15 protein-coding genes and 1 tRNA gene are annotated in these 13,635 nt (G+C 48.1%); 10 read left to right on the top strand and 6 right to left on the bottom strand.

Annotated elements, in window-relative coordinates; genetic code table 11:
* Positions 1–119 precede the first annotated feature (119 nt).
* Both BP727_RS13510 and BP727_RS13505 read left to right on the top strand, forming a co-directional pair.
* Positions 120–938 carry a class I SAM-dependent methyltransferase gene (locus tag BP727_RS13510; RefSeq protein WP_286859383.1) on the top strand — a complete coding sequence of 273 codons (819 nt, stop codon included), beginning with the start codon at positions 120–122 and terminating at the stop codon, positions 936–938.
* A gap of 20 nt (positions 939–958) precedes the next feature.
* A complete protein-coding gene (locus tag BP727_RS13505) occupies positions 959–1,492 on the top strand; it encodes an XTP/dITP diphosphatase (RefSeq protein WP_286859380.1) in 534 nt (177 codons plus the stop codon).
* A 476-nt stretch (positions 1,493–1,968) separates the two neighbouring features.
* On the opposite strand, the gene BP727_RS13500 is transcribed toward BP727_RS13505, so the two are convergent.
* Entirely contained in the window at positions 1,969–3,405 is a 1,437-nt protein-coding gene (locus BP727_RS13500; protein WP_286859378.1) for a transposase, read from the bottom strand.
* 142 nt (positions 3,406–3,547) lie between these two features.
* Positions 3,548–3,811 (bottom strand): hypothetical protein, encoded by a 264-nt coding sequence (locus BP727_RS13495; protein WP_013718749.1) that lies wholly within the window; start codon positions 3,809–3,811, stop codon positions 3,548–3,550.
* Between the two features lie 81 nt (positions 3,812–3,892).
* Here BP727_RS13495 and BP727_RS13490 point away from each other — a divergent pair, with 81 nt between their 5' ends.
* Positions 3,893–4,207: a ribonuclease P protein component 4 gene (locus BP727_RS13490; RefSeq protein WP_232844335.1), complete on the top strand. Its 315-nt coding sequence runs from the start codon at positions 3,893–3,895 to the stop codon at positions 4,205–4,207.
* A 21-nt stretch (positions 4,208–4,228) separates the two neighbouring features.
* Here BP727_RS13490 and BP727_RS13485 read toward each other — a convergent pair whose 3' ends face one another.
* A complete protein-coding gene (locus BP727_RS13485) occupies positions 4,229–4,648 on the bottom strand; it encodes a YkvA family protein (protein ID WP_013718750.1) in 420 nt (139 codons plus the stop codon).
* A 213-nt stretch (positions 4,649–4,861) separates the two neighbouring features.
* Here BP727_RS13485 and BP727_RS13480 point away from each other — a divergent pair, with 213 nt between their 5' ends.
* Together BP727_RS13480 and BP727_RS13475 are read left to right on the top strand one after the other, a co-directional pair.
* On the top strand, positions 4,862–5,518 hold the full coding sequence (locus tag BP727_RS13480; protein ID WP_286859371.1) for a tetratricopeptide repeat protein: 657 nt from the start codon (positions 4,862–4,864) through the stop codon (positions 5,516–5,518).
* A 491-nt stretch (positions 5,519–6,009) separates the two neighbouring features.
* Positions 6,010–6,462 (top strand): hypothetical protein, encoded by a 453-nt coding sequence (locus BP727_RS13475; protein WP_286859368.1) that lies wholly within the window; start codon positions 6,010–6,012, stop codon positions 6,460–6,462.
* Positions 6,463–6,498: 36 nt separating this feature from the next.
* Here the strand turns inward: BP727_RS13475 and BP727_RS13470 are convergent, their stop codons facing one another.
* Positions 6,499–8,487 carry a C1 family peptidase gene (locus BP727_RS13470; RefSeq protein WP_286859365.1) on the bottom strand — a complete coding sequence of 663 codons (1,989 nt, stop codon included), beginning with the start codon at positions 8,485–8,487 and terminating at the stop codon, positions 6,499–6,501.
* A gap of 296 nt (positions 8,488–8,783) precedes the next feature.
* Between BP727_RS13470 and BP727_RS13465 the strand changes: the two genes are divergently transcribed.
* On the top strand, positions 8,784–9,275 hold the full coding sequence (locus BP727_RS13465) for a M48 family metallopeptidase (protein WP_013718754.1): 492 nt from the start codon (positions 8,784–8,786) through the stop codon (positions 9,273–9,275).
* A gap of 28 nt (positions 9,276–9,303) precedes the next feature.
* Here BP727_RS13465 and BP727_RS13460 read toward each other — a convergent pair whose 3' ends face one another.
* Positions 9,304–9,600: a hypothetical protein gene (locus BP727_RS13460; protein ID WP_013718755.1), complete on the bottom strand. Its 297-nt coding sequence runs from the start codon at positions 9,598–9,600 to the stop codon at positions 9,304–9,306.
* Between the two features lie 126 nt (positions 9,601–9,726).
* Between BP727_RS13460 and BP727_RS13455 the strand changes: the two genes are divergently transcribed.
* Together BP727_RS13455 and BP727_RS13450 are read left to right on the top strand one after the other, a co-directional pair.
* On the top strand, positions 9,727–10,284 hold the full coding sequence (locus BP727_RS13455) for a DJ-1 family glyoxalase III (RefSeq protein ID WP_273272145.1): 558 nt from the start codon (positions 9,727–9,729) through the stop codon (positions 10,282–10,284).
* Between the two features lie 117 nt (positions 10,285–10,401).
* Positions 10,402–11,004, top strand: a complete 603-nt coding sequence (locus BP727_RS13450; RefSeq protein WP_048131858.1) for a tetratricopeptide repeat protein — start codon at positions 10,402–10,404, stop codon at positions 11,002–11,004.
* Between the two features lie 169 nt (positions 11,005–11,173).
* Here the strand turns inward: BP727_RS13450 and BP727_RS13705 are convergent, their stop codons facing one another.
* The gene (locus tag BP727_RS13705; RefSeq protein WP_394339418.1) at positions 11,174–11,467 is read right to left on the bottom strand and encodes a hypothetical protein; all 294 of its coding nucleotides are present in this window, start codon (positions 11,465–11,467) and stop codon (positions 11,174–11,176) included.
* A 103-nt stretch (positions 11,468–11,570) separates the two neighbouring features.
* On the opposite strand from BP727_RS13705, the gene BP727_RS13445 reads away from it, so the two are divergent.
* Both BP727_RS13445 and BP727_RS13440 read left to right on the top strand, forming a co-directional pair.
* Positions 11,571–12,791 carry an ISL3 family transposase gene (locus tag BP727_RS13445; RefSeq protein ID WP_286859362.1) on the top strand — a complete coding sequence of 407 codons (1,221 nt, stop codon included), beginning with the start codon at positions 11,571–11,573 and terminating at the stop codon, positions 12,789–12,791.
* 348 nt (positions 12,792–13,139) lie between these two features.
* Positions 13,140–13,226: transfer RNA gene (locus tag BP727_RS13440), tRNA-Leu, on the top strand.
* Positions 13,227–13,635: the final 409 nt, after the last annotated feature.

Here is a 13,635-nt window from a genome sequence, read left to right as displayed (position 1 = left end):
GGGCTACTTGCGGCTTTCCTCCCTGCCCTGAAGAGCGGGGCTTCCAGCCTGTGTTTATGTGATATGGCGCTCGAAAAGGCTTATCATATAGGGAAGAAGGATAGCATAAGGAGAAAACCATGCACAGATGGGATCCTAATACCTATGAGAAGAGCTCGTCTGCCCAGCAGACATGGGCGCAGGAACTTTTGTCCAAGATCTCAATCAGGGGAGATGAAAGGATACTTGATATCGGATGCGGAGACGGCAAGATCACCGCCGAGATATCGCGCCTCGTTCCCAGGGGGTCGGTGGTGGGGGTTGATAGCTCCCTGGAGATGCTGAACTTTGCACGATCACGCTTCCCTGATGAGCTATGGCCAAACCTCGAGTTCCAGCACCAAGATGCCCGGGATCTGCCATACCATGACCAGTTTGATCTTATCCTCTCTTTTGCTGCTCTTCACTGGATTTTGGATCACAGGCCAGTTCTGGCGGGGATCAGGCGGAGCCTGAAGAGCGAAGGCCGGGTCTTTATGCAGTTTGGAGGAAGGGGCAATGCGGCCAGCGTCCTGGATCTTGCCGGGGAGATGATCGATGAAGAGAAATGGTATCCTTACTTCGAAGGCTTCCAGTTTCCTTACGGCTTTTATGGACCGGAGGAGTACCGGGCCTGGCTGGATGAATCCGGCCTGAGAGCGGTTCGGGTAGAGCTATTGCATAAGGATATGGTCCAGAAGGACAAGGCGGGCCTGGCCTCATGGATTGAGAGCACCTGGTTGCCCTATATCCAAAGAGTCCCGGTGGAGATGAGATCGGATTTTATTCATGAGGTGGTGGATAGATACATCCAGCTTCATCCTCTGGATGAGAATGGTGATGTTCATGTGGGGATGGTGAGGCTGGAGGTAGAGGCCAGGAAAAGCGATTCCGATAATAAGCTTAATAGATCCGACTGAGAAGAATTTTGGGAGATAATATGATCAGCTTTATCACCAGTAACAAAGGAAAGTATGTGGAGGCCCGGGCCATTATCGATGGTCTGGAGCAGAAGGATCTTGGCTATACTGAGATTCAGGCGGATACTCTGGAAGAGGTGGCGGTCTATGGCATTAACGAGATCATGGCCCGGCTAAAGGAGCCAGCAATGCTGGAGGATGCTGGCCTTTTCATCGAGGCGCTGGGCGGCTTTCCTGGGGTCTACTCCGCCTATGTCCAGAAGACCATTGGCAATGAGGGAATACTGCGGCTCATGGATGGGATCTCGAATCGCAAGGCCTTCTTCAAGTCGGTGGTTGTGTATTCCGAGCCGGGGCTTAAGCCCCGGATGTTCCAGGGGATAGTTGAAGGGCAGATCGGCCATGAGGCACGGGGAAGCTCGGGCTTTGGATACGACCCCATATTCTATGTGGGGGAAAAGAGCCTGGCCGAGATGGAGCTGGCGGAGAAGAATCGAATATCTCACCGTGCTGCATCAATGCGCGCTCTTGATGAATGGCTGGAGGGCCGCTAAATTTTTTTGGCTTAAAAAAGGAGATCGAAGTCTATGATACCGGACGGTTCTTGCGATTTCTGCTGTCGTCTTCTTCATCTCTTTCTGCAGGCATCTGCAAAATCCGACGCCACAAGAGAACCAGAAATACAATTGCGCCTATCAGTGTCAGCCAGACTGACGACTTGGTTTTATTCACATGCATCCGCCTGGGAATCATTCCCATACATATTCGCCCTCTTGGCGACTTAATGGTTTCGGTTTGACGGTTTGCGATCTTATCTGAGATATCCTCTATTTTCCTTTGAATATACCGCCCGATGCGATCTTATCACAATCGTCTATATCACCATATAAAGGAAATTATCGTTCTGGTGATCTCGATAATGGATTATGCCTCTTTATCACTTCTGGCGTTGATGAGCCTGGCCGTATGGTGGATGATTCTGATCGCATCCGGGTTGAGGCAGTCGCATAACATAGCACCTAAACTCCGCCTACGTGGGGAATATGTTTAGCCCAAGTTTAGCTTCAATATCTCTAATTTTCTTAGGAACTTCCATTATTTTCCCATGTTCTCCAAAATCAATATGATATACTTTGCTGAACTCAAAGAGTAAGTCGCCAGGTGTCATTTTTTTATTTGCCCCAGCCTTCTTTAATAGCAATTCGAGTTTGCAGTAGGCATAAAGAGATAAAAATGCTATAAACACATGTCCAAAGACGCTTTCATCATCATGCAAATATAACCTATCAGCTGATAATGTTGATTTATAGGTGTCAAACATCTTCTCAACACTTTCTCTTCTCTTAAATAATTCATAGGCTTCTTGTTCATTCATTTTTCGATTAGATATGATGAGAATACGCCCTGATTTTTTCATCTCCTCGTGAAGTTCTACCTTTGTGATCCTACCTGCATCCAGTTTATCATAAAGGGTATCGCGCTCTTCAAGCATCAGGACTTGATCCTCGAAGAGATAGAGATATTTGTTTCCTAGCTTCTTGCATCCGCATCTTATCAATCGCTTATGATAGCGAAAATGTTCATTAAGATGAATGCGTTCCTCATAATAGTGGCTATTTCTTCTTGCAGGAATTAGATATGATATCTCCAATTTATCAAGGAAATTAAATATCTCTTCTGAGAAGAATCCTCTATCAAGAATCAATACCTTGCCACGAATATCGAGTTCAAGAAGTGAGTTGCTTAACGTCTTAATATCTTTAACACTGCCGGGGAGAGGTCTTATCATCGTCGGCAATCCTGTATCAGCGCTACAAAGCAGAACAATATTGATTTGAGGGATATGAATTCGGTCCTTATTGTAGCCCTTTTCGGCCAAGCTTATACTCACCGACCGCGAAAAAACATAGCTCAGATCATAAACAAGCTGTTCACTCCGGTCAAGAAGCGTCCTAAAAACAACACGTTGACCATCGCGATTTGTTCCAACCTCATGCAACATCTTAGAAAGATTTTTTGGTTTGAGGTTAGGATTAATTGATTCTATATTATAATATTTCTCCCACGCACTTTCAGCTCTTTTTAACGGAACGTTTCCAGTGACTCGCAATTTTGATAGAGCGTAAACTTCTTCCCAATTTCCAGGAAAAGCTCCTATCAATAATGGTTTTAAGTCTTTCAAGGACTCCTGAAGCAAGATAGAGTTTCCGTACTCGGTAACATTACGCACATCTGTCGATTGCGCCTCTGATCTCTGGCTTTCTTGGTTTTCATGAGATTCTACCATCCCCCTTTCGCGATCAAGTCGTCCCAGATATTTTGAAGTCTTTATTGCTTTCTTGATATTTTTATCCCAATGAGTAGTTGAATGATAAACATAATATTTCGTTCCTCGCTGTTTTATCTCAAGGCACTTAACTCCCAAACTTCTTTGCTCTTTAATCCAGTCAACTACCCAAGATTCCATATTCGTCATATGGGGAATATTAGTAGATAAAAATATCGCTAAAACAGTGATCTGTCAATTAAGAACCAGTCTAAAAAGGCAGACCTATTCCCCAATGGGCAGAGTTAAGGATAGCAATGAAATAGCCTTCTTTTGGCGACCATCAGTTACGGGTCCTTTTTTCCAGAGCGCAGCGCGGAAGCATACTCGCATCTATGGTCTTGATATAAGGTGCCTGGACGGCAGAGATGTAGACCATACGCCCTCCAACAGATATGACATGATCTGTGGGCTTGGGTGGACTGGTCTTGACGGAGAAGATCAGAGGGCCTTCGCAGGTGGTGGCGATGCGCATATCTGTAGAGCGAGCGCGGATATAATCCTCCATCTCCGGGGCGATCTTGATGGAAAGCGATGTAGCAGCCATTGAATCCGATATTCTCACTGGATGTAGAAATAGATTCTCTCGACGAAATAGGTTTATAGACCCGGTGGCCACAGTCCTGGCGTGAGACGAAGAAAGGACAATCATAGATCCAGAGATCTTGCCCTGCAGCGTATGGAAAGGCTCTTTGTCCTGGCAGAGGAGGCGCACCGGCTTCATCCTGAGAGAAGCAATAGGTATGTCCAGATCGCCCGGCGGATAAGCACTCGCACCAGGGTCAGAATGCCCCGATCTCTTAAGAGGCTTTGCTGCCGACACTGTGGCAGCTACCTGTCCCCGGGGAACTCCAGGGTGAGGCTATCAGAAGGCGTTATGGTCACTACCTGCATATTCTGCAATGGTCAGATGAGGCGTCCCTATAAGCCCAGAAGGGAATAGGGACCAAAAAATTTGCTCGAGCTAAATCTCGTCGAAGCCTATATACTGCATCATCCTTTCTTTCTTATTGCCCAAAAGCTCCTTTTCGCGATTGAGTATCTCTTCTACCAGCTCGATCACAGGCCTGCCTCCATCCCAGTTCCGGGATATGATATCGGAAGATCCTGTTTCCTTCATCACCTCATATGCGACGAAGGCGCATAGATAGATATCATCGACATATCCTACCGGGCCGAACTTATCTTCGGGAATTATGTCCTCGGGCAGAATGAAGTATGCGATGGCGGCAATAATCTGCGGCGACATGGATTTGGGAAGATCTTTATCATCTAGCAGCCTGGTCATCATTCTATAAAAGGCCGGAGCTTGATGAATGATATCGGAAAATTCTCCTTCGTATCCGGATATATCCTTTTCCAGCATTACATCGAATCTCTTCAAATAATGAACCTCCTCCACTCCTCTGCCAGGATCCCCAGAGCGATAAACCTGGCCTCGTTATATATGGTGATATGAAGGGGGAATTAATTAACTTTTGGGCTGGAGAATATTCATTCTATCCATGAAGATGGATCAGATCAAGAGAGAATAGTAGAATGCGGGATATAGATAGAATAGGTAGAGATATATCTCCAGAATGAAAGATGGCTGTTCATGAAGCTCGCATTGACCCTATTAGCTCTTCTGGCAGCGACAAGCATTCCCTCGGCGGCGGAAGAGCATACGGCGGAATACTGGTCGAGCCTTGGAGATCAGCAATTGTATAACGGCAGCATAGAAGAGGCCGCAAGAAGCTATGATGAGGCCCTGGAGTTGGACCCCGGCAATGTTAACCTTTGGAACCGCAAGGGATATGCATTTGGCATCTTGGGTCGTTATGAGGATGCAATAGCAAGTTTCGAAAAGGCTCTGGCGATAAACTCCACGAATGTCGAGGCTTTGAACTGGAAGGGCCTTGCCCTCTACAGAGGATTAGACAGGCATGATGAGGCTATAGCCTGCTTTGACAAAGTATTGGGGCTGAATGCTTCAGACTCTGAAGCCTGGAATGGAAAGGGCATGGCTTTGGCTGATAAAGGCGATCTCTCCGGATCGCTGGTCTGTCTTCAGATGGCAAGCAAACTCGATCCTCTGAATCCAGGTGCCTGGAATAATGAGGGGGTAGTCCTGCGGGAGCAGGGAAAGTACCAGGAAGCGCTGGAACGCTTCGATAAAGCCCTGCTTCTTGACCCTAACAACCAGGCGGCTCAGACGAACCGGAATAACACCCTGCAAGATACGAATCGGATCGTTCAGCTGGGAACCCGGTAGAGGGAATGATCTGCAGGGGCATGGGCATGAGCTGCACTCTATTCAGAGCAACAGCGTCAACTACCACGCCCTGAAGGGCATGGCTTGCCTCTACACAAAAAGTCGCGAGGCGTAAGGGTGGCTGACTCTTCATGCTGACTGCATTGTGGCGAAGATTAGCTCGCTGGCACCCCACCTATCGGAAGGAGAATCATGTGTCAAACTCTCACCTAGACTCATTACTGAATCTCATGCCTCCGATAGGCTGTTTTGTCCCAGGTCTGCGGGCAGATTGGTTAGGAAGCTGTTTTATCCCTTCTATCGAGGGTGCCCTGCCGTTTCAGGCTCAGCCCTACCAGATCATGCAAAACACACATCAGGAGATAGACTTATGAGCATAAATAACTTACTGGAGCGCCCAATTCCTCCCCAACCTAAAGGATGGGGACTCCTTGGGCAACAAGTTGAAATGCGAATACGTCAATTACCGAAATGGTGACCGATGGATGTGGATGAAGCTGATTTGTCTGGTGATCATGTTTATGGCCATTCCCGGCATTAAGGGTGAGATACCCCTGGCCTTTACACCAGCCGCTATCAGTGGCGGCCAGAGTGATACCCTTACCGTCAAGAACTATGATACCGGTTCCGTCATGACCGAATCATACACCGATGTAGAGCACTTGAATAGAGATACTCAGGTTCGAACTGGAGCCTATGCAAATTCCGCAGACGCCGCGTCGCCGAGAGGAGGCCTGGAGGCGAGCATCAGCTCCAATGTCATAGGCAATGCTCATATCGCCTGGCAGTCCGTCGACCCCAGCGTCACCGCAAAAGGCCGCCATCCTCTCATCGGCCGCAGCGTTGAGGATCTGACCGGTGTATTCTCCATCGAGAAGTTGATCCAGCTGTGGTCTGACAGCCAGTCCGGCGAGATCTGCGTGGACTGGCTGCCTTGTTCCTGATTTATTCCAGCCTAATCCCATGCCACCCGTTGGATATTATCCAGTCACCCGCTTTTTAGGATCCTGTTTTGGATCCATCTTGATCTCCACCACCAGGTCGTTATAGTCGGTGTCCTTCAGACCGTAAAGGTCCTCCCAGCGAAGCTGGCATTTATTCGATCCGAGCTTCAGCCGAAGGACGTGCGATTTCCCGTCCTCATTGAGGCCGCTGTCTGTGTAGAAGAAGGCCCCATCCTGGGTCTGCAGAGCGAAGATCAGCCTGGTTCCTGTCGGATAGTCTCCTACCTCAAAGCTCTTGCCCACGTTTCCCTGAATGGAGTCGAAGATCAGCTTCTTCTCGGGCTTATAGAGCCAGAACTGGTTATGATTGGGCGTATTCTTGCTGACCAGTCTGGCCACCACGTGGCTGTCTTTCTCCAAAATCACATCCTCTCGGACGATGGGTGCCACTATTATCTCTGCTGTGAGATCCTTGTAGCTTTTGAGGCGCATCCCATAGGATTTCTCCCAGCGAAGCTCCCATTTGTTGTATCCAGTGGGGAGCTTTCTCACGTGGCTCAAGAAATCTGGGTTTTTCACCTGATCGGTGTAGTAGGTGTAACCCTCAAGTGTCTTGAAGGCGAATGTGAGGCTGGCGCCTTCGGGATACTTTCCCAGGTCTATTGCCTTTCCCATGGGGCTATCCAGGGTGAAGATCAACCTATTCTCCGGAGAGCTCAGCCTGAACTCCTCTTTGGTGGCGGCATGCCTTTGTTTAAGGGTGGCAAAGACCCTTCCCTCTTTGGGCATCACCAGATCCTCGGAGGTGGCGCTAATGATCTCAATCTCCATGCTCACATCGTTGTAGTCCTTCTCCCCCAGGCCGTAGAGGTCCTCCCAATTAAGCTGCCATTTGTAGGTTCCAATGCCGGTTTTGTTAACATGGTCGCAGACGTCGTCGTTTAAGAGCTGGTCGCTGTAGAAGATATGCCCCGCTGAAGTCTTCAGGGCAAATGTGAGCCGGGTTCCGGCGGGAAAGGCTCCCAGATCATGGATCTTGCCCAGATCGGAGTCAACCGCCCGGAAGATCAGTTTCTCCTCAGGACGGTATAGCCAGATCTCATCCTCCAGAGTGGTGCTCTTGCCGGTAAAGCGCACAATAACCCTTCCTGATTTTGGCATGATCAGGTCATCGTCTGCTGTGAACTGAACTCCATAGAAAGCGAACTGGCTTCCCATTCCGCATTCTCCGTAGGCGATCTTGAACCAGCCGCTTTCTCCCCAGCCCTGTCCCCAGCTGTTCTTGCAGATCCAGCAGCCTTTGGCATCATCGAAGCCCACAACGCATACTGCGTGGTCGCCCATATATCCGCCGTATGCAGTCTTATAGACTCCTTTCTCATAATAGAAGAAATCCTCATAAACGCTCAGCCCGCCGATGAGTGGACCGCGCTGGCTGAGCCACTCCTTGGCCTGGAAGCTGTTGGTTATGGTCGTCCAGCTCTCTATCTTGACCACGCGTTTGTCTCTGTCCGGGCAGCTGCCGGTCTTATCCCCCTGATAAGGATTGCATGCCTCGTCAGGAACTCCACTGGACTGAGCAAATCTCAGAGCGGGAGTGAAATACCAGCCCCGTCCACAGCAGTCGCCGCAGCCCCTGAAGAAAAGATCTGCCTCGGAAAGGTCGGGATCGAGGGATGGGTCTCTCTTGAAGATCTCCAAATTGGACTCAATGGCCGCCACAGTGGCAAAGGCAACGCAAGAGCCGCACTGCCTCTGATCCTTTATCGGCGTCGTCCAGTCGTTGCCGGACACGTCTCTCCAGTCCCACTGGGTGGGATATATGGATACAGATCCCGATTTTGCCGCAAGAGATCTATCCCTTTCCGCCATCTGCAGGATCATCGCTTTCTCATCCTCCGGGACCACTAGCCCCAGGTAGTGCATCTTCTCGTCTGTGGCCAGTTCTGATACGGCTGTCTCCCCCGCGGTCCAGGTCAGGTTCATCCCTTTGATCCTGCTTCGAATCTCCTTGATCTCATCCATTCCCAAGCTTAATAACCCCCTTGATATATTTGAGGCAAATACTGAGGTAAACTTATGTTTTTTAAAAATAATCTCATAGTTAATTATGTTTGCGGATGATGCGATAGGATTGGCACAGGCAATTGAGATGAAGGGGTGATGAAAAATCAAAGCGAAATGCCGATGATATGCAAATGATATGCATTGTGAATATAATAAATAAGAATGTCCGTGAAATCCGGTCATAGTCCCATATAGATTTGGGGAAGAAAGCTATTAATAACTCTCAAACTCAATCATTCTGGAGGCTCAGTTCCATGGAGATCGTGGTGAAGAGGTCTGCGCGACGGAAGAAGACCATTCAGGCCCGGATGGTGGCGGGAAAGATGGAGGTCTTGGCTCCTGCATCCATCTCAGATGCCGCCCTTCGGGCCCATATAGAGAAGCTTCAAATCAGGCTGGAGAAACGGATCTACCCCAAGGACGACCTCCATTTAAGCCAGAGGGCGGCAGCCCTAAATGAGAGATATTTCCGGGGAAGCCTGTCTTGGAATAGCATTCAATATTCCTCCCGCCAGGAGCACCGGCGTGGCTCGTGCAACTGTGCCGCCCGGACCATTCTCATAAGCGACCGTCTGGCAAGCCTTCCTCAATGGGTGGAGGATTATGTTATAGTGCATGAGCTCGCCCACCTCATCGAGCCGAATCATGGCAAGAGGTTCAAGGCCCTGGTGAATAGGTATCCTTTGGCAGAGAGGGCAATCGGATTTCTGATGGCATCCGAGACGCTGGAGGCAAAAGGTGTCTAGGGATGCATTCCATTGACCCATTCCAGGCTCATTTCCTTCCATCCAGGTAGCTGCTCAAGAGGCATAAGGAATCCTCTGGGCCGATCTGCTCGAACTTCTCGCAGGGAGTGTCTCTATAACAGGGCAGATGATGGATGGTGCAGGTTGCGATCTTTTCCTCTGGTCCGGATTTATTGGCAAAGTGGGGGCACATCTGCCCCGCAGGCTTGTGGATCATGGCCTCAGGATCGTTCTTATTCATGTTTCCGTCGGGAAGAATTGACCGGGGATTGACGACGAAGATGTCCAGATGGAGGCAGCACCGTCCGCAGCGTTTGCATATCATGATATGCACCCCTGATGGTCCGGTCCATATTTATTGATTAGCATTGCGATTGCCAAAATGAGGGTTATCAATAGTAATAGACTTAAGGATTCAATGCCAATAGCTTGATTGAGGAGGCTATAAGGCATGAAGATACTGGTTACTCTGGCAGATGGCTTCGAGGAGATCGAGGCCATCAACGTCATTGATATCTTGAGACGCGCGGGAATAGATGTGGTAACCGCTGGGTTGAAGGATGGATTGGTAGAGGGATCTCATGGGGTACGGGTGATGCCTGATACCAGCCTGGGCAGGATCAATCATAAAGATCTGGACGGCCTGGTCCTTCCTGGAGGAGCGCCCGGCTTCATCAACCTGGGAAAGGATGAACGGATATTGAATATGATCAGGGAACTGAATCAGGCGAACAAGTATGTGGCAGCTATATGCGGAGCGCCATCGGTCCTGATTAAAGCGGGAGTCTTGCAGGGCCGGAAGGCCACTGTGCATCCTTCTGGGGAGGAGGAGGTAAGGTCGTGCGCCCAGTTCTCCAGTGATCGGGTGGTGGTTGATGGAAATATCATAACCAGCCGCACTCCGGGAACGGCGATGGAGTTCGCCTTGAAGCTGGTAGAGGTATTCGTGGGTAAGAAGAAGATGGAGCAGGTCAAGGCTCAGACTCTGGCGATATGCAAAGGGGATTGAAATGAACAGGTGCGATCATACAAAAGAATGCATTGATAAATATTGCATCAGGGAGAGAAATGCCATATAGATACAATTTTCGAAAAGTTTATCTCCTTTAAGATCACATAAAGGGCCATGAAATGCTTTTGGAGCTTACTGCTCCTCCTCTTTATTCTAGCTCACAGCGTACAAGGGCAGCAAACGGCAGAAGAATGGACCAACAAAGGCCTTGACTATGCCATTGAGGGCAAATATGTGCAAGCCATACAATGCTATGACGAGGCAATCAGAATCAACCCGGACTTGGCCATGGCCTGGAACAATAAAGGCGTAGCTTACCATTTGCAGGGCAACCACAGTGAAGCCATTAGATTCCTCGACGAGGCTATCAGGATCAATCCGGACTTCGGCATGGCCTGGAACAATAAAGGAAATGCTTACGCCAACCTGGGCAACTTTACTGAAGCCATCCACTGCTATGACCTGGCCATCGGGCTGGATCCAGACGACGCTCTGGCCTGGAACAACAAAGGCAGAGCTTCCGGAGAGCAAGGCAACTATACAGAAGCCATCCGTTGCTATGACGAGGCAATCAGGATCAATCCGGACTATGCTTTGGCCTGGTACAACAAAGGTGAAGCTCTCAGAGCAACCGGCGACAGCGTCAACGCAGATGCCGCTTTCGCCAGGGCAAGGGAGCTGGGGAGGATGGCCAGCGCGGCTTTTCAGGAGACGTAGTCATCGCCAACTGCATCTGGCAGAAAGGCCGGGTCATCTTCGATGTGGCCGACGGCCTGTCGGAGGCAGTCCAGGAGCGTATCCCCATCATCCTCCGAGAAGAGGCTATTTTTTCGCCTTAAGGCAATCCTTTAATATTTTGGCGCTTATATGATAAAAGGGTCGTGAGTCAATAATAGGTTTGAATTTTATGATATGGATATACCAATAGCTCATGCAAACACCAGACATGGTCGATCAAACCTGCATGTTTCGCGGGGCAATTTAGTCTCGTAATTCCCGTCTCATCCTTATATTTTAGAGATCGATGTTTTCGGCAGTAGTTGTAGCATGCAAAGTACAGGGTCATTTGATGATCCAATTCCTCAGCCTTCTTAGAAAATGCTATTGTTTTCCTTGATATGCGGTTGTTATCTTGTCTGCACGTCAGATTAAGTCGCTCAATGTAGCTTGTAGATATCATTTTGGAGTTTATGCCCTCTCCAAAGATGATCCTTTTGGCTCCTCGCTATTCTCTGTGGGTAGCTGGTTAAGTCTTTATAGCAACTCATGCTAGAAAATTAGCCGTGTCAATCTCCCAGGAAGCCCTATTTAAGATAGCATTGAATCTTGAAGATCCTTGGTACATCAAGACGATAGATTTCAGTGCCGAAGGAAAGCAACTTGATATACACGTTGACTTCGAACCAGGCAGCAAATTTCCTTGTGCGAAATGCGGCAATCCAGGTTGCAGCGTGCATGATACTATCGAAAGAACCTGGCGACATTTGAACTTCTTTCAGTTTAAAACCTATATCCACTGTCGTGTCCCTCGCACGATCTGTGAAGACTGCGGAGTGAAGCAGTCAAAGGTTCCCTGGGCAAGAAAAGGTAGCGGTTTCACCTTGCTTATGGATTCTCTGATAGTCCTTATGGCTCAATACATGACTGTTACTGCTATTGCTGAAATGATTGATGAACATGATACTCGGATATGGAGAGTCCTGCAACATTATGTCGCAGAAGCTAGATCCAATGAGGACTTTTCAATGGTCAAATCAATCGGAGTTGATGAGACATCAAGAGCTAAAGGACATAAATATGTTTCAGTATTTATAGATCTAGATGAGTCGAGAGTTATCCATGTATGCGAAGGAAAAGATGCCTCAACTATCGGATCGTTTAAAGATGATCTAGAGCAGCATAACGGATCTAGTGAAAATATTGAAAATTTCTGCTGCGATATGTCGCCAGCTTTTATATCTGGTATAGAGAATAGTTTTCCTAATGCATCGATAACGTTTGATAAATTCCATGTTATGAAATTGATGAATGAAGCTGTTGATAAAGTCAGACGTGAGGAACAATCACACAATGCTTTGCTGAAAAGAACAAGATATATCTGGCTCAAAAATCCCGAGAACCTCACAGCCAATCAGAATAAGATGCTAACGCCACTAAAAAGCATCCGATTAAAAACGATGAGAGCTTATAATATTAAATTAGCCCTTCGCGACTTTTGGAGCTATGAATATCGGAAATCCGCCGAGGACTACCTCAAACGCTGGTATTATTGGGCTACGCATAGCAGACTCGATCCTGTGATCGAATGCGCTAAAATGATAAAGAATCACTGGAATGGCGTGACTAATTATATTAAAACAAAAATCGATAATGCTATCCTGGAAGGAACAAATAGTCTGATTCAGGCTGCAAAGGATAGCGCCAGAGGTTTCAGATCAACAAAAAATTTCATTACTACTATTTATCTCAGGACAGGGAAACTCAAATTCAATTTACCCACATGAAACAGCGAGGAGCCACAATGAAGCCTATGGGAAGACGGAGGAGATCCTTCAAAAGGACAGAACAATTGAGCTGTTGAAGGAAATAAACCTCCTATACGATTATCTGTAACAGATAGGAGAGAATGTCTTTTTCATTTAGTGTGAACCACCTCTGGGTATCGAATATTAGCGGCCGGAGAATCATCAGTTTGCAGTCGTCTTGATTCGTACCGAATTGGCCAATGGAGAATGGTGACAAGGGCGGCAGAAGAGATCAAGAAGAGGGCTCTTGACCTCGATTCAATGTCGCTAGAGCTATCTTAGAGCTGGGATCGGCTAAGCGAGCCGATCTATAACTCATATTTGCGAGCGGGGGTTTTCCACGCCCGTGTCAAAGGAGCAAGGTTGAGGGCCCTGTCGCGCGGGCGTTCGCGGGTTCGAATCCCGTCCCCCGCTCTAATTTCTCTTTCTTGATATCGCTTATTGGGCTTCTCCTAGATTTGTCTCCAAGCCTGTTATACATTGCTTAGGAAGGCTTTGCACCTGGCATTCATCAGCCTAGACCCGGGACGGCAGCCAGCGCATTCGGGAATGAGCTTATAGCAATTTCCTTTAGCCCAGCTCATCTCCGATTCGAACTACTTCTCGCGCCAATAAGTCAAAGTCGCTCTGAAGGCTCCGATGATTTGTTATTGCAGCATGCAGGTACTTTTTGCCTTTGATGGTAACAATCGAGGGAACGGCAATCCCCTTTTCCTGAAGTTCTACCTCAATTTGCTTGTTGAGAAGATCGAGCATGGAATCGCTCATGTTTGATCGGATATATCGGAAGCAGACTACGTTAAGGGCTTGACGCTAAATAATA

Origin of the sequence: Methanosaeta sp. UBA356, from assembly GCF_002496465.1 — an archaeon.
GTDB lineage: Archaea > Halobacteriota > Methanosarcinia > Methanotrichales > Methanotrichaceae > Methanothrix > Methanothrix soehngenii.
The sequence above is the reverse complement of the archived record's forward strand: the minus strand, read 5'-3'. Positions and strand labels throughout refer to the sequence as shown.